This is a genomic window from Desulfuromonas sp., assembly GCF_002868845.1.
In the GTDB taxonomy this organism is placed as follows: Bacteria; Desulfobacterota; Desulfuromonadia; order Desulfuromonadales; family BM501; genus BM501.
In genome coordinates this window covers 1-16,437 of the sequence record NZ_PKUB01000016.1, presented here as the reverse complement: position 1 = coordinate 16,437, position 16,437 = coordinate 1, and the positions used below count along the sequence as shown (strand labels likewise).

At 66.4% G+C, this 16,437-nt stretch carries 10 protein-coding genes and 1 pseudogene; all 11 read left to right on the top strand.

The window, feature by feature from the left end; genetic code table 11:
• Positions 1-305: 305 nt before the first annotated feature.
• Positions 306-1,646: pseudogene (locus C0617_RS16985) on the top strand (S8 family peptidase); the annotation flags it as partial.
• Positions 1,644-6,041, top strand: a complete 4,398-nt coding sequence (locus tag C0617_RS04470; protein WP_365888924.1) for a putative Ig domain-containing protein — start codon at positions 1,644-1,646, stop codon at positions 6,039-6,041. The pseudogene C0617_RS16985 and the gene C0617_RS04470, both read left to right, overlap by 3 nt.
• 361 nt (positions 6,042-6,402) lie before the next feature.
• A complete protein-coding gene (locus tag C0617_RS04465) occupies positions 6,403-7,269 on the top strand; it encodes an NAD(P)-dependent oxidoreductase (protein WP_291315815.1) in 867 nt (288 codons plus the stop codon).
• Positions 7,270-7,408: 139 nt separating this feature from the next.
• Positions 7,409-7,813 (top strand): hypothetical protein, encoded by a 405-nt coding sequence (locus tag C0617_RS04460; RefSeq protein WP_291315814.1) that lies wholly within the window; start codon positions 7,409-7,411, stop codon positions 7,811-7,813.
• Between the two features lie 24 nt (positions 7,814-7,837).
• Positions 7,838-10,561 (top strand): hypothetical protein, encoded by a 2,724-nt coding sequence (locus C0617_RS04455; protein ID WP_291315813.1) that lies wholly within the window; start codon positions 7,838-7,840, stop codon positions 10,559-10,561.
• Positions 10,562-10,680: 119 nt separating this feature from the next.
• Positions 10,681-11,271, top strand: coding sequence for a DUF1318 domain-containing protein (locus C0617_RS04450; protein WP_291315812.1), 591 nt, complete (start codon positions 10,681-10,683; stop codon positions 11,269-11,271).
• 37 nt (positions 11,272-11,308) lie between these two features.
• Positions 11,309-11,863: a type II secretion system protein gene (locus tag C0617_RS04445; protein ID WP_291315811.1), complete on the top strand. Its 555-nt coding sequence runs from the start codon at positions 11,309-11,311 to the stop codon at positions 11,861-11,863.
• 183 nt (positions 11,864-12,046) lie between these two features.
• The gene (gene mgtE, locus C0617_RS04440) at positions 12,047-13,402 is read left to right on the top strand and encodes a magnesium transporter (protein WP_291315810.1); all 1,356 of its coding nucleotides are present in this window, start codon (positions 12,047-12,049) and stop codon (positions 13,400-13,402) included.
• Between the two features lie 36 nt (positions 13,403-13,438).
• Entirely contained in the window at positions 13,439-14,200 is a 762-nt protein-coding gene (recO, locus tag C0617_RS04435; RefSeq protein ID WP_291315809.1) for a DNA repair protein RecO, read from the top strand.
• A gap of 148 nt (positions 14,201-14,348) precedes the next feature.
• Positions 14,349-15,221: a glycine--tRNA ligase subunit alpha gene (gene glyQ, locus C0617_RS04430; protein WP_291315808.1), complete on the top strand. Its 873-nt coding sequence runs from the start codon at positions 14,349-14,351 to the stop codon at positions 15,219-15,221.
• Positions 15,222-15,301: 80 nt separating this feature from the next.
• A partial coding sequence (gene glyS / locus C0617_RS04425) for a glycine--tRNA ligase subunit beta (RefSeq protein WP_291315807.1) occupies positions 15,302-16,437 on the top strand: 1,136 nt, incomplete at its 3' end.

Genomic DNA, 16,437 nt, shown 5'->3' with positions numbered 1-16,437 from the left:
AGGGGGGCGGCTGGTTTTAGATTGGCCCCATGCGGCATGGTAGAAGCGCGATCGCCCTCGCCTCTGCCTGGTTGTTTGGGGCTTTTGCCCCAGACGGCCTCCTGCCCGAGGGGATATCCCCCTGTCCGGGCGAATGAACTCACGCGGAAATTGACCTGCGGGTGGCTAAGTGGCCGTCAATACGATGAAAAACAAGGGGCTTGAAAAAGAGGAGGGGGCTGGACTGTTTTTTGCATTAGCTTAAATTAACTATAAAGCCTTAAGTGTGTGGGTTTCGATTAGACATCCAGGTGGCCAGCGATAGCATGTCCAGCCCTTGCCGGTCATTGGGAGAGGCGGCATGTCTCGTCGCTGAATCTTTTCCCCGGAGGCCAATGATGCTCAGAGTAGCCTGCCTGATCCTCTTCCTTTTCCTGATCTCCAGTTCGGCTTTTTCCGCGTTGCAAGTTGCGACCGTGCCCCCAGGAGGCAAGCTGTCCAAGGACCAGAAAACGCATGCTAAGGCCAAGGGGGGGGAACCATCCGCTGAAGAATTCAAAGAGGGTGAGATCCTGCTCAAGTTTAAGAAGGGAGTGGCCTCGGGCAGGAAGGATAAGTTTCACAAAAAGCACGGCTCCAAAATAATTAAGGAGTTCAGGTCGGACAAGGTCGAATGGGTCAAACTAAAAAAGGGGCTCAGTGTCGAGGAGGCCGTCAGCCTCTATGGGGCCGACCCGGACGTGGAGTACGTTGCGCCAAACTACCGTCGTCGAGCCCGCCTGCTTTCTTCCGACCCTCGATTCAATGAACTCTGGGGGATGCATAACACCGGCCAGACCGGTGGCACTGCCGACGCCGACATCGACGCCCCGGCGGCCTGGGACATCGCCACCGGCGACGATGGCGTGGTGTTGGCGATCATTGACACGGGAATCGACTACAACCACCAGGACCTGGCCGGCAACGTCTGGACCAACCCGGGGGAGATCGCCGGTAACGGCGTCGACGACGACGGCAACGGCTACGTGGACGACGTCCACGGCATCGACACTTGCAACGGCGACAGCGACCCGATGGACGATGCCGGGCACGGCTAGCACGTGGCGGGGACCATCGGCGCCGTCGGCGGCAACGGCGTCGGCGTGGCGGGGGTGAACTGGAACGTGAGCATGGTCGCCTGCAAGTTCCTCGATGCCGACGGCTACGGGGACGACGCCGGCGCCATCGGGTGCCTCGACTACGTCAAGGCTCTCCGGGACCGGGGGGAGAACATCGTCGTCACCAGCAACAGCTGGGGCGGCGGGGGGAACAACCCGGCCCTGGCCGCGGCCATCGACGCCCAGCGGGAGATCCTGTTCGTGGCCGCCGCGGGCAACGACGGTCGGAACAACGACGTCACCCCCTCCTACCCCGACGGCTACGACCTGCCCAGCATCCTCGCCGTCGCCGCCACCGACCACGAAGACGGGTTGGCCTGGTTCAGCAACTACGGCCGGCAGACGGTGCACCTGGGGGCGCCGGGGGTGGACATCCTCAGCTCGACCCCCGGGAACAACTACGAGCTCTACTCGGGGACCTCCATGGCTACCCCCCACGTCTCCGGCCTGGCCGCCCTGCTCGCGGCCCAGGACGCCGGGCGGGACTGGCGGGCGCTACGCAATCTGATGCTCGCCGGCGCCGATGGGACCGCCGCCATGGAGGGGGTGACGATCACCGGCCGGCGCCTCAACGCCGCCGGCGCCCTTGGCTGCACCGACAGCCCTCTGCTCGCGGTCGTCCAGTACCCGGGGGAGCTGGTCGTCGGGGTGCCGGAGACCCTCGAGGCGATCAGCATCAACTGCGGTGCGGCCGTCGGCCCGGTCTCGGTCGACGACGCCCACGGCGGGATGGTCCAGCTGGCCGATGACGGCGTCGCCCCCGACCAGGCCGCCGGCGACGGGGTCTTTGTCGGGACCTGGACTCCCACCAGCGGCAGCGACCGGCTGACCTTCTCATCGCCGGCGGGCAGCGAGACCTTCGACCTGCCCCCCCTGGAGATGGTCCCCGTCGCCCTCTACCACGGCTCGGTAGAGAAGCCCTTCAGCGTCTTCCTGCAGGCCGAGGGCGGACAGCCCCCCTACGCCTGGTCGCTGACCTGGGGGTCCCTGCCCCCCGGCCTGGTCCTCGACGGCGCCAGCGGCGAGATCGCCGGTACCCCGGAGGCGAGCGGCGTCTACGCTTTCTCGGTCCAGGCCGGCGACACCCTCGGCGCGACCGCCGGCGCCGACCTGAGCCTGGTCGTCAACAGCGAATTCGAGCTCTGGAGCCGGCACCACGCCGAGGGGTACGAGAACTTCGGCGCCGGGGTCGCCGTCCTGCCCGATGGCAGCATCGTGGTGGCGGGGAAGGCCAGCGGCAACATCCTGTTGCTCAAGTACGACGGGGACGGCAACCTCCTCTGGTCGCGGACCTTCGACCGCAGCCTCGGCGGTGGGGCCAACGACCTGGCGGTCGACGCCGCCGGGGCGATCTACGTCGCGGCAAGGGTCTACGGCACCCAGGACAATGATTTTTCCACCGTCAAGTTCGACCCGCAGGGGGAGTTGCTCTGGCAGCGCACCTACGACGGTGGCGCGGCAGAGGAGGGGGTGGGGATCGCCCTCGACGGGGAGGGTGGGGTCTACGTCACCGGCCCCAGCGGTGACTGGGGGCAGTACGACTTTCTGACGGTTAAGTACGATGAAGACGGCAATCAGCTCTGGGCCCGCAGCTACGACAGCGGTGCGGAGGACGAGGCGGTGGCGGTGGCGGCGGATGCCAGCGGAGTCTATGTCGCCGGCACCGTCTTCATCTCCACCCAGGACCTCGGCAACGGCACCGTGGTCCGCAAGTACGACCTGGAGGGCAACCTGCTCTGGTCCGGCAGCTACGGCCTTGCCGGTTACGGCAGCTTCGGCTCCGACCTGGAGCTCGACGGGGGCGGCAACCTCTATCTCGCCGGCGAGTGTCGCCTGGGGCCGGGATCGAGCGACTTTCTGGTCGTCAAGATCGGCGCCGGTGGCAACCAGCTCTGGGCCAGGGGCTACGACCACCTTTCCGACGAGTACGCCGAGGGCGTGGGGGTCGACCCCCGCGGCAGGGTGCACGTGACCGGGGTGGTCTGGAACGGCGCCGACCACGACGTGCTGACCATCAGCTACGACGCCGCCGGCAACCGGCTGGGGGTCAACGGCTACGGCGGCGAGGGTTATGATTATGGGTACGCCGTCGCCGCCGACGGCCTGGGCGGCATCGTCGTGACCGGCCGTGCCGCCGACGACAGCGTGCTCACCGTCAAGTACCTCGACGCCTTCGGAATCGGCACCCTGCAGGTCGCCAACGGCCAGCAGGGCGTCCCCTATGCGCAGGAGCTGGTCGCCGCCCAGGGCGTACCCCCCTACACCTGGAGCCTGGCCGCCGGCAGCCTCCCCCCCGGCCTGTCCCTGGACGGCGCCGGCGCGACCATCACCGGGGTGCCGACCGAGCAGGGCGACTTCACCTTCACCCTGCAGGCCACCGATGCCGCCGCGGCCACCGCCAGCCGCGCCTACACCATCAGCGTCTACCAGGGGCTGCAGATCGTCACCGCCTCCCTCCCATCCGCCTTCTACCAGGCCTCCTACCAGCAGACCCTGGCCGGCAGCGGCGGCCTGCCCCCCTACGCCTGGACGATCGCGGCCGGCGTCCTCCCCGAGGGGCTGCTCCTCGACGCCGCCAGCGGCGAGCTCGGTGGCGTCCCCCTCGAGACGGGGAGCTTCGACTTTACCGTGCGGCTGACCGACGTCAACGGCTTTACGGCCGCGCGGGCCTTTTCCCTGCCCGTCGGCTACGCCCCCCTGTCGGTGACGACCTCTGCCCCGCCGCCCGCCCCGCAGGGGGCGAGCTACAGCGAACCCCTCGCCGCCAGCGGCGGCCTGCCCCCATACGCCTGGACGCTGACCGGCGGTGCCCTGCCGGCGGGCCTGGCCCTCGACGGCGTCAGCGGGGTGATCGCCGGGACCGCCAGCGAGCTCGGCACCTATGCCTTCACCGTCGAGGTCGCCGACGCCCGGGCCGTCACTGCTACATGCGCCCTGAGCATCACCGTTTCCAGCGAGCCGGTGATCCAAACCGCCTCACTGCCCTGGGGCATCGCCGTCGCGCCCTATGCCCAGACCCTCGAGGCGGCCGGGGGGACGCCCCCATACGCCTGGACGCTTATCGGCGGGAGCCTGCCCACCGGCCTCGCCCTCGACGCCACCAGTGGCGAGCTCGCCGGCACCCCCGCTGAGCGGGGGCCGTTCGCCTTCACCGCGGCGGTCGCCGACGGCCAGTTCTCCTCCAGCCGGGAATTGAGCCTCGAGGTGCGCGGCCCCCCCCATCTGGACTGGGTCCAGGCCTATTCGGGGTGGGGGGAACGTCTCGCCCTCGGCCCCGCTGGCAACATTTACGTCCTCGGCGAGTACACCCTGCTTAAGTACACCGCCGCCGGCGTCCTGCTCTGGAGCGCGTCCTGGGAGGCCTGTGAGGGCGCACGGCTGACCGTGGCCGCCGATGGCAGCGTCTACGTGGCCGGGAACAACATCCAGACTCCCCAAGACCTGATCCTCGCCAAGTACGACTCCGCCGGCGGCCAGCTCTGGCTCCGCCACCATGGCAACAACGTCGAGGCGCGGGGGGTCGCTCTCGGCCCGCAGGGGCAGGTCTACGTCCTCGGCGTCGGCCGCTACGCGAGTTCCCCTTCTTTCGTTGTCACCTTCGCCGCCGCCGGCACCCCTCTCGGCGAGGAGGTCTTAACGGAATTCTACTACTACGGCATTGCCACCGACACCGGCGGGGACATCTACCTCACTGGCAAGCTGGTCGGCGGGGGCCCTCTGATCGCACGCTACGGCCCCTCCTGGGAGATGCGGTGGTGGCGGAACCTGCCCTCCACCAGCGGCGAGCACCTGACCGTCGACGCCGACGGCAACGTCTTCGTCATCGGCTATTCCAGGCTCTACAAGTACAGTGGCGGCGGGAGCCTGCGCTGGTCCCGGAGCCTGCCGGGATCAGGCCAGGGCTACGGCCTCGCCCTGGGGAGCGAGGGGCATATCTACGTCGCGCAGGACCGGGACGACCACTGCGGCATCGCCCTGTACGATCCCGACGGCAACGAGCTGTGGACCGAGCTCTCCCCTGACCGGCGCTTCTGCAAGGCGATTGCCGTCGATGGGCAGGACAACTTCTACACCGCCGGCAGCGAGTATAACGGCCACGGCTGGGATATCAGGACCCGCAAGTACCTCGCTTACGCCCCCCCCCTGGAGGCGACCGGCCCGGCCTTGGCCGCGGCCCGGGCCGGAACCCCCTACACGGCGGAGCTGGTCGCCGGGGGCTGGCCGCCCATCGCCTGGGAATTGGTCGCCGTGGCGCTGCCGGCCGGGCTGTCCGCCGACACCGCCGGCAGCCTCGCCGGCACCCCGGAGCAGGCGGGCAGCTATGCCTTCACCTTGCAGGCCACCGACGCCGACGACCAGCAGGCGACGGGGAGCTATACCCTCGAGGTCGCCCCGGACGCCGACTTCACGGCGGCGCCCCTGGCCGGGGAGGCCTCCCTGCCGGTCAGCTTCACCGACGCCAGCCTCGGCGGCCCGACCGCCTGGATCTGGGACTTCGGGGACGGCGGCAGCAGCAGCGAACAGAACCCCGTCCACGTCTACGCCGCTCCCGGGGTCTACAGCGTCTCCCTCACCGCTACCGCCGGGGGGGCCGCCGACACTGTCACCCTGACCGACCTGATCAGCGTCCAGGCCTGCGGCAGCGGCCCGGTCCGCCTCTCGGCGGGGGGCGACTATGCCGACATCCCCTCGGCCCTCTCCGCCGCCCTCGACGGAGACACGGTAATGCTCCTGGATCAGGTCTTTGACGGGGACGTTGTTTTCGACTCCTCGGGGGACTTTGTTACCCTGCGCGGAGGGTACGGCTGTGGTTTCGATGAGCCTCCCGGCAGCGAGTCGACCCTCAATGGCAGTTTGAAAGTCAGAGGAGGTTCTCTTAAGTTGGACCGTCTACGAATCCGTTAGGCTGATAGCCAAGGATCATTTTCGCTTCTGCTAAGGACGGATATTTATTCGCAACCGCCCTTTTTGGACATTGTGCTTCCCCGCAGTTGCTGGTCGAATAGTGATGGGTTTTTCTGCCCTGTTCCTGTCCTTTTTGGTGGGGGGGGGAGATTCTACTCGTAAGTGCACCACCTGAGATGTCCTTCCCGATTCGGCAGGGGGGTCTGTTTGCCCCTTCCGGGGGCTGACGCAAGAAGGCGGCGATGTGCCGCCTTTTTTCATTGGACACGACGGGATTCTCCGGTTATTTGTGTTGATTTGAAGAATGAAAGGAATTAAAGTAAAAAAATACAATTTGTTTTCCCTAAAGCGGAGGCTGCACATGATCAAGAAGATCGGTTTTGTCGGGCTCGGAACGGTCGGCAGGTATCTGGCGACCAACCTGATGAAGGGGCATTACGACCTCACGGTTTTCGATTCCAATCCCGAGGAGATGCGGGCCCTGGAAAACCGGGGCGCCAAGGGGGCTTCCGACCCCGCGGAGGCGGCCCGGGACAGGGACATGGTGATCGTTATTCTGTCCGAAAAAGAGCAAATGCAGGCCGCGATCTATGGCGAAAAGGGAATCCTGAAAGGGATTGCCGCCGACACTATCCTCGTCGATATGGGCACTCATTCCCTGGAGGCCACCCTGAAACTCGCCGAGGAGGCCGCCCGGCGCCGGGTGATGTTCCTCGAAGCCCCGGTTTGGGGTACCCGGGAGCATGCCGCCGACGGCCTGGTCACCCTTCTGGTCGGTGGCGATCCCGCTCTTTTGGGCCGTTGCCGGGAAGCATTCTCCCATTTCGCTCTCAACATTATCAACGTCGGCAACTTGGGCGACGGGACCCGCATGAAGTACGTGGTCAACCTCGTTCAGGCGGAGCTGATGGAGGCCCTCGCCGAGGGTCTCGTGCTCGGCAACAAGCTCGGGTTCAGTGCCGAGAAGGTTCTGGAAGTGCTCGAGTCGGGCGGGGTCGCCTCGCCCCTGTTCACCGCGAAGGGGCGCTCCATCTCCCGGGGCGACTTCTCGCGCAATCTGGCTCTGAAGTACGTCTTCGAGGGATTGCAGCAGGCCAAGGGCGTGGCCCGGGAGGCGGACCTTGATCTGCCGGGGGCCGACGCGGCGAGCCTGGTTTATGCACGGGCGGTTGAGAGTGGCCGGGGGGAAGAGGACTTCTCGGCGGTGGTGAAGGTGCTGCGGGAATAACTGCCGCCTCTTCTGCGGAAATCGATTGTATAAAGGGCGCTCCCGTTTGGGGCGCCCTTTTCTGTTATCTTTTTGGAGAGTCGGCCGGGCGGATCCCCGGCTCGTCACGCGTGTTTCATCGAGGGTGGAAGGGCAGGCTTTGAGAAGAGCGCGCCTGAAATACCTGCTGTTGGGTGTGCTGCTGCTGGCGGCCTTTGTGCTGGCTTCGGGGTATCTCTGCAGGGAGAGGCTCATCGACCGCGCCCTGCGGCCCCTACTGGAGAGGGCGGCCGCCGCCGGGATTTCGGCCGAGGTCGGCATCGGAGGGGTCGGGCTCGACGACGGCGTCATTGTCCTGAGAGGCTTTCGGGCCGCACGCAAGGACACCTACACGGTCGTCATCCCCCGGGCCACCGTCGGGCTGACTTTGGCGGGGCTTCTGCAGGGGCGCCTCGGTTCCGTGCACCTGGACTCCCCCCGGGTGACAATCGAGCACAAAGGGGGGGGCGCGCCGGGAGGCTTTCCCCTTCGCCTGTCTCTGCCGTTGGAGAGGCTGACGGTGTAGGGGGGCGAGCTGGAGGTCCTCGCCTTGGGGCGCCAATTCCTGCTGCGGGAGATAGCGGCCGAGCTCGCCGGGGGGGAGCGGTACGGGGTGCGGCTTGCCGCCGCCCTGGGCGAGGGCGGCATTCCCCTCCGCCTGCGGGGGGAGGGGCGCTGGGAGGACGGTCTTTCACTGGTTATAAACGAGCTGCGCCTGGATGGGAAGGACTTGATCCTCTCTCCGGCGAACCTCGACATCACCCCGAAGGGCGAAGCGGTCCTGGCCGGCTCCCTCGGCGCCGAGCGCCTCGACGGGGAGGAGATGGGGCGGCTGGCCGCCGCCATGGGAGTGAATTTCCCCCTCCCCGACGGCTGGCACCTTCGTGTGACATCTCCTCGGGCCGGTTTTCGCGTCGATTCCGGCCGCCTCCATCTGCAGCTGGAGGCGGCCGGGGCGGAGGTCGGCACGGCCGGGTGGAGCATTCCCCTGGAACGGCCGGTCCTGGAGCTGGACGGGCCGGCGGGTTTGCTGTCGGGGCGGGGACGGTTCGCGATGCCCGGGGGGGCTTCCGGGACGCTTCGGGGGCGCATCGTGGATGGGGCCGTAAAGGGTGCGGCCTCCCTGAAGATTTCCGACCCGGCGGAATGGGCGAGGCGGGTCGGGGTCGAAACGGGGGTGGCCCCGGCGGGCGGGGTCGGCGTGGAGGCGGATTTCGAGATCCGGGAGGGGGGGCTGGCCCTGGACGCCGACTGGCAGGGCGCTGACGCAGGCCGAAAGCCGCCCGGCACCGGCCTGGATCTGGCCAGGTTCGGAGGTCAGCTGAGTCTGCGCAGCCAGGCCGGCGGGCTTTCTCTGTCGGGCGATGTGTGGCTGGACAAGCGGCGGATCCTGACTTTCTCCGGGGATGGCGCGCGGCTCGACTTTCAACTCCAGCCTCTTTCCCTGCCAGAAATTCGTTCGCTGGCCCCAGGAGATCTCCTTCCGGAGGTCCTCCTGGGGGCGGAAGCGGTCTCCGCCTCGGGTCAAATATCTCCCGGGTCCCGGGGCCGGATCGAAGCGTCGATAACGGGCGCGGCGAAGCGCCTCGATTTTTCCCGGGGCGCGATCGTCGATCTTCTCTTCAGCGGCCGACTGCTGCGCCTTTCGGGGGGCGTGGAACTGCGGGACGGGCGCGCGGCCGGCCGGCTCGACGGCGGCGGGGTGTTCTCCGGAGCGCTGCGGGCCGCCGGGTCGGGGCGGATAAAGGGCAGCGGGGTGGCCCTCGAAGTCGAGTCTCTGGTCGTCGAGGGGGTGGAATACCTCTCCGCCGACGGGCTCGCGGGGATCGCCGGCGGAGAGGTGCGGGCCTCGGGCAGGGCCGCCGGGCGGCCGGGGAAGGTGCTGACGGTGGACGCCGCCGCCTACCTGGACGCCGCGGAGGCTCTGTGGGGCCCCTACTACGCCGACCTGTCGGGCCTGAAGGGGGAGCTGGCCTTCCACGGCGAATATCGTCCGGTTTCGCGCCGCCTGCAGGTGGACAGTTTAACGCTCACGGCGGCGGACCTCGGCACCTTGAGCCTGCGGGGGGTCCTTCTCCCGGGGGAGCTTCGCGCCGAGGCAGCCTTGGAGGTCCCGCGCCTGGATGGCGCTTTTTCCCGCTATTTCAAGGGCCTCCTTTCAGAGCCTTATCCGGCGGTGGAGGGGGTGCGGCTCGGAGGGGGGGTCCGGATCGACGCCGATCTTGCCCGGGGCCGCCGGGGTTGGAGCCTGGGCGGGGAGCTTCGACCCGCCGACCTGGATCTCTATCACGAGCAGTCCGGGGTCAGCATCCGGGGGCTTGCGGGGCGGATTCCCTTCGATCTGCGCCGGGAGGGGTTTGAAGACCATGATGTGGTCAGGCGCACTGGGGCCATCTCCTTTGCCGGCCTGAGTGTCGGCCCGGCCAGCCTGGAGCCGGCCGCGGTGCGGCTGGTTTCCGGACCGAATCGCATGGAGGTCGGCACCCCTCTCCTGTTCGAACTGGCCGGAGGGTCCTTCGAGGTGGATCGGGTCGCGGCCGCCTGGACGGAGGAGGGTCCGGACCTGGAGGCCGGGGTCCGCATCGCCGGCGTCGATCTCGGGCGCCTGACCCGCCAGTTCGGAACGGTCAGGCTGAGCGGGCGGCTGGCCGCAGATCTCGGACGGATCCGCTACGCCGGCGGGGTCCTGACCTTTCCGGGGGTGGCACACATCGACGCCTTCGGAGGCAGGGTCCTGATCAGGAACATCCGCTGGGAGGAGCCCCTCTCGCCATACGCCACGGCTTTCGCCGACCTCGATTTCTCCGGCCTGGACCTTCACCAGGTCACCCGCTCCTTTGCCTTCGGGGAGATGAACGGCATCGTCGACGGTCACGTTCACGGCCTGCGCCTGTTTCGCCTCGTCCCCTCGCGCTTCAGCGCACTTCTGAAGAGCCGCCCCCGGGGCAAGCGAAACATCAGCGTCAAGGCCCTCAATAACCTGTCCCTGCTCAGCCAGGGCTCTCTTTCGGCGGCCCTGTCCCGTGGCCTGTACCGGTTCATCGACTTTTATCGCTACCGCGAGATCGGCCTGCGCTGCACCCTCGAGAAGTACTGGTTCCGTCTCGAGGGGAGCGCTCTGCCCGGCTCCGACCGGCACCTGGTCTACGGCGGCCTCCTGCCCCCGAGGATCAACATCATCGCTCCTGCCCATCCCATCTCCTTCAAGGAGATGCTGAAGCGGCTGGGGCGGATCGACCGCACCGGGTCGGGCGCCAAGCTCGGCGGCGATTGATTTCGGGCAAGGCGCCGGTAGTATAGTGATAGTGCGGCCCGGCCGGGTGCGCCGGGGCGGCACCCGGAAAGAGGCGACCGGATCGGTCCGTTTGACAGCTCACGATGGGAGGACCTAGTATGAAAAGGCTTGTCCGCATCATTGGCGTTTTTTCCGTGCTGGCGGTAATCTCCTGTGTTACGATCAACATCTACTTCCCCGCCGAAGATGTGCGCGATGCCGCGGATCAGATCGTTGACGAGGTCTGGGGCGATCGCCCGGGCCCGGCCGGAGAGGAACTTCCCCCCGCGGCCGAGGGGGTCGGCCCCGGCAGTTCCCTGCGCCTGCTTCTACAGCCCGGTGCGGCCCATGCCGCCCAGGACATCGAAGTCAGCACTCCTGAGATCAGGGCCATCAAGTCGTCGATCAAGGAACGCTCGAATGCGCTCTTCGCCTTTCTCGGTTCCGGTCACGTGGGGATCGGCTCCGACGGCCTGCTCAAGATCCGCAGTACCGAGGGGCTGGGGCTCAAGGGCCGGGGGGAGGCCAGTCGCCTGGTCTCCGCGGAGAACGCCGACCGGCTGCGGCTCTACGATGAGATCGCCCGGGCCAACGGTTTCCCGGAACAGGTGGCCGAGGTTCAGGCCGTCTTTGCTGAATCGTGGCGGGAGAAGGCGGCTTCCGGATGGTACCTGGAGGGGCCGGACGGCGCCTGGAGCCGCAGACAATAAGGGACGGACCGCCGGTCTTGATGCAGGGAAAACCCCAATGAACCCTTTGCCGATTCTCACCAGCCAGCGCGGCGTAACCCTTCTGACGGTCCTGGTCATGGTCGTGGTCATGGGCCTTGCGGCGGGTATGGCCGGTTCGACCTGGCGCACCGTCGTGCAGCAGGCCAAGGAGGAGGAGCTCCTCTTTCGCGGCGGCCAGTACCGCAGCGCCATCGAGAGCTACTACAACGGAAAGGCTGGTGGGAAGGCGCAGCAGTATCCCACGTCCCTCGAAGACCTGGTCGAGGATCCCCGCTTCGGTGAGACCACGCGGCACCTGCGCAAGCTCTTCCCCGACCCCATGACAGGGGGGGAATGGATCCCGATTCGCCAGGGCGGCACCATCACCGGGGTGCCCGGGCCGACGATCGGTATCGGAGGGATCATCGGGGTGCGCAGCTCCAGCGACCTGAAGCCTTTCAAGAAGGACGGCTTTTCGGAGGAGTTCGAAGGCTTCGCCCAGTCGTCGAGTTACAGCGAGTGGGAGTTCGTCTTCCGGCCAAAGAAGAAGACGCCGGCGCAGCCTCTCCTCCCCAAGGCGAAGGGGACCTAGGGAGGAGGAAGCGCATTGCGGCAGTTCCGGCAGACACCCTGTCAGCCGGGCACCGTGGCCCCCGCCGCCGGCGGGGGTTTGCTTTTGGCCTTTCCCTCAGCCGGCATTGACAGTCCCGTTGTGGCGGTGGTACGCTTCCGCGTTTTTTGAACTTCGGCAAGGCGACCCTGCGAGGAGTGCACCATGGAACAAAAACTACAGATTCTCCTCGATACGGTCAAAAAGCTCCTCCGCCGGGGCGCCTACCCCAACCTCACCAAGGTCCTCTCCAAGTCCCATCCCGCCGATATCGCCCATCTCTTCCGCTACCTCGACCTGAAGCAGCAGCGCATCCTCTTCAACCTGATCGGGGATCGGGAGATGGCGGCCTCCGTTCTGGCCGAGCTCGAGCACGCCACCGGCGCCCAGCTTCTGGAGCAGCTCGAGAAGGAGAGGATCATCGAGGTCCTCCAGGAGATGCCCTACGACGACGCGGTCGACATCATCCGCAACATGCCCGAGGAGCTCGCCGAGGAGGTCCTCCTGACCATGGAGGACGAGCACTCGGAGGAGATCGAGGAGCTCCTCAAGTACGGGGAGGATACCGCCGGCGGCATCATGGCGACCGAATTCTTCTCCCTTCGTGAGGAGCTGACCGTCCAGGAGGCCATCGCCGCTCTGCAGGAGGCCCAGGACGTGGAGATGGTCTTTTATCTCTACGTCACCGACGACCATGGCCACCTGGTCGGGGTCCTCTCGCTGCGCCAGCTCCTTACCGTGCCTCCGGCGACCCGGCTTCAGGACATCATGGCCACCGACGTGATCAGCGTCCGCACCGACATGGACCAGGAGGAGGTGGCCCACCAGGTGGCCAAGTACAACATCCTGGCAATTCCCGTTGTCGATGAGGGCAACAAGCTGATGGGGATCATCACTGTCGATGACGTCATCGACGTTCTGCGCGAGGAAGCCACCGAGGATATCTTCAAGATGGCCGGGGCGAGCGAGGAAGAGCTCCTCTACGGCTACAAATCCTTCAAAATCGCCCGGCTGCGCCTGCCCTGGCTGATTACCAACCTGTTCGGGGGGGTGATCACCGGCTACCTCATGTGGCTGTTCAAGGTGACCCTCAAGGAGGTCATCGCCCTGATCTCCTTCATCCCCGTCATCACCGGCATGGGGGGCAACGTCGGAGGGCAGTCGGCGACCATCGTGGTCCGGGGCTTTGCCACCGGGCGCATCGATATCTCAACCATGCGTCAGGTCTTTCTCAAGGAGCTGCGGGTCGGGCTCATCATGGGGACCGTGTGCGGCCTGACCATCGGGGTGATCGCCTACGGCTGGCATCATAATCCCTATCTCGGGCTGGTGGTCGGCCTGGCGATGGTCACCGCCATGACCGTCGCGGCGACCATGGGGGTTCTGGCCCCGACCTTCTTCAAGCGCCTCGGCATCGACCCGGCCATCGCCTCCACCCCCTTCGTCCAGACCGCCAACGACATCACCGGCATCCTGATCTATTTCGGCACTGCGACCCTCTTCCTCAGCAACCTGCGCTGAGTCGCCGCCTCGCACTCCGGCTGAACAAACCCATCTATGCAGGAACAAAGATCGGAAGCGATCGTGCTCGGCCACCTCGATTACGGCGAGGCGGATCGTATCGTGACCTTCTACACTCCCGACCAGGGTCTCCTTAAAGGGTTCGCCCGCGGAGCCCGCAAGAGCCGCAGGCGCTTCGGCGCCGCCCTGGAGCCTTTCGCCCGCATCCGCCTGCACTGGGCGCAGTCCCGCGGCGGCCTAGCCGCCCTGCGGGAGGCCGAACTGATCGATCTGCACGCGGGCTTGCGCAGCGACCTTGTCGCCCTGGCCCTGGCCGGCTACGGCTGCGAGCTGGTCGAAACATTCTGCGGGGAGGGGCAGGGACACGGCGAGGCGTTCGGGCTGCTGGGAGCTTTTCTCGACCACCTCGATCGCAGCGGCGGGTCGCGCCAGGCCCGCCTGCTCATCGAATTGAGGGTCCTGGCCTTGGCCGGGTACGTTCCTCATTTCCTGCATTGCTCCGAATGCGGAGCGTCCCTCGAGGGCGGACCGGTCGACTTCGAGGCCGCCCGGGGCGGAAGCCTGTGCGCCGCCTGCCGGACCGGAGGGGGGGGGGTGAGGGTCGACCTGCGGACCCTGGGCACCCTGGCCCGTTCTCTGAAAGTCCCGGTGGACCGCTTCGAGGGTTTCCGCCTCAGCGCCCGGACCCAGGAGGAGGGGGGGAAGATCCTGGCCAACGCCCTGCAGCCCCACCTGCCCCGTCCGCTGAAAACCCTTCCTTTTCTGGAACGGATCCTGGCCGGGGAAGCGCCCCGGTGACAGCCCTGGGGCCGCTCTGTTTCCGGCGATTTGACCTTGACACCCCGGCGGCGAGACGGTAGACTTTGATCCCCTCAATTTGTATACAGTATACGCTGTGTCCGGCCATCCAGGCGGGTGCGGCGTTCTCTTTTTTCGCGGAGGCAACGTGACATTTCAAGAACTGATCCTTGCACTGCAGAACTACTGGGCGCAGCAGGGTTGCATCATCCAGCAGCCCTACGACATCGAGAAGGGCGCCGGCACCTTCAACCCCGCCACTTTTCTGCGCTCCCTGGGGCCCGAGCCGTGGAACGTCGCCTATGTCGAGCCCTCCCGGCGCCCCACCGACGGCCGTTACGGCGAGAACCCCAACCGCCTGCAGCACTACTACCAGTTCCAGGTCATCCTCAAGCCGTCGCCGGAGAATATTCAGGACCTCTACCTCGACTCCCTGAAGAGCTTCGGCATCGACCCGTCCAGGCACGATATCCGCTTCGTCGAGGATGACTGGGAATCGCCGACCCTCGGCGCCTGGGGGCTCGGCTGGGAGGTGTGGCTCGACGGCATGGAGATCACCCAGTTCACCTACTTTCAGCAGTGCGGTGGCATCGACCTCAATCCGATTCCCGGGGAGATCACCTACGGCTGCGAACGCATCGCCATGTACATTCAAGGGGTCGACAACGTGTACGACCTGGAGTGGGTAAAGGGGATCAAGTACGGAGACGTCCACCACCAGACCGAGGTCGAGTTCTCGACCTACAACTTCGAAGAGGCCGACACCGGCATGCTCTTTCAGCTCTTCGACATGTACGAGAAGGAGTGCGCCCGTCTTGCGGAGAAAGAACTGGTCTTCCCGGCCTACGATTTCGTCCTCAAGTGCTCCCACGCCTTCAACCTGCTCGACGCTCGGGGCGCGATCTCGGTCACCGAGCGAGCCCACTACATCGGCCGGGTGCGCAACCTGTCACGCCTCTGCGCCCAGGGCTACGTCGCCCAGCGCGAAAAACTCGGGTTCCCGCTGCTCAAAAACAAGTAGTCAGGAGCCGGAAGTCAGGAGCCGTGGAGGCTTGTCTCTTCCGGGTTCTGAATTCTGGGTTCTGAATTCTGGAGATTGTTATGTCCGCTGAACTGTTTTTGGAAATAGGCACCGAAGAGATCCCTGCCGGTTTTCTCCCCCGGGCCACCGCCGACCTGAAGCGGCTGCTCGGCAAGGAGCTGAATGGTGCCCGCCTTCCCCATGGCGAGATGCGCACCTTCGCCACCCCCCGGCGCATCGCCATCGCCATCGCCGACGTGGCCGACCACCAGGAACGGCAGGAAGTCACCCTCTCCGGCCCCCCGGTCAGCGCCGCCTTCGACGGCGACGGCAACCCGACCAAGGCTGCGATCGGCTTCGCCAAGAAGAACGGCGTTGAGGTCGACCAGCTGCAGCGCATCACCACGGACAAGGGGGAGTATCTCTTCATCTCCCAGGTCCTCGAAGGGCGTCCCACCGCCGAGCTGCTGCCCGAGATGCTCCCCAGGGTGATCGGCGCCATCCCCTTCCAGAAGTCGATGCGCTGGAAAGACCTCGACGTACGCTTCGCCCGCCCCATGCACTGGATCGTCGCCCTCTACGGCGGCCAGACCGTCCCCTTCGGCTTCGGCAGCCTGGCCAGCGGCAATACCTCCTACGGGCACCGCTTCCTGGCCCCCGGTCCCTTCACCGTCGGCGGCCTTGACGACTACCTGGCTCAAACAGAGAAGGCCTATGTCATCGCCGATGCCGGGCGGCGCAAGGCGATGATCGCCGAGCAGGTCGCCCGCATTGCTGCCGAGGAGAAGGGCGAACTCCTTGAGGATGAGGAACTCCTCGAGGAGGTCACCAACCTTGTCGAGTATCCGGTGGCCTTGGCCGGCTCCTTCGAAGAGAAGTACCTGGAACTGCCGCGCGAGCTGCTGATCACCACCATGCGCGAGCACCAGCGCTACTTCAGCCTGGTTGACGCAAAAGGCAAGCTGCTGCCGCGCTTCATCACCGTCTCCAACAACCGGGTCGACGACCCGGCGGTTGTGGTCCAGGGCAACGAGCGGGTCATCCGGCCCCGGCTTTCGGACGCCATGTTCTTCTACGAGAAGGACCAGAAGGTTCCCCTGGAGAGCCGCCTCGAGGCACTCAAGAACGTGGTCTACCAGGCCAAGCTCGGCACCAGTTTTGAGAAGGTCGAGCGTTTCCGCACCCTGGCCCTCGGCTTGGCCCGCCAGTTCGAGCC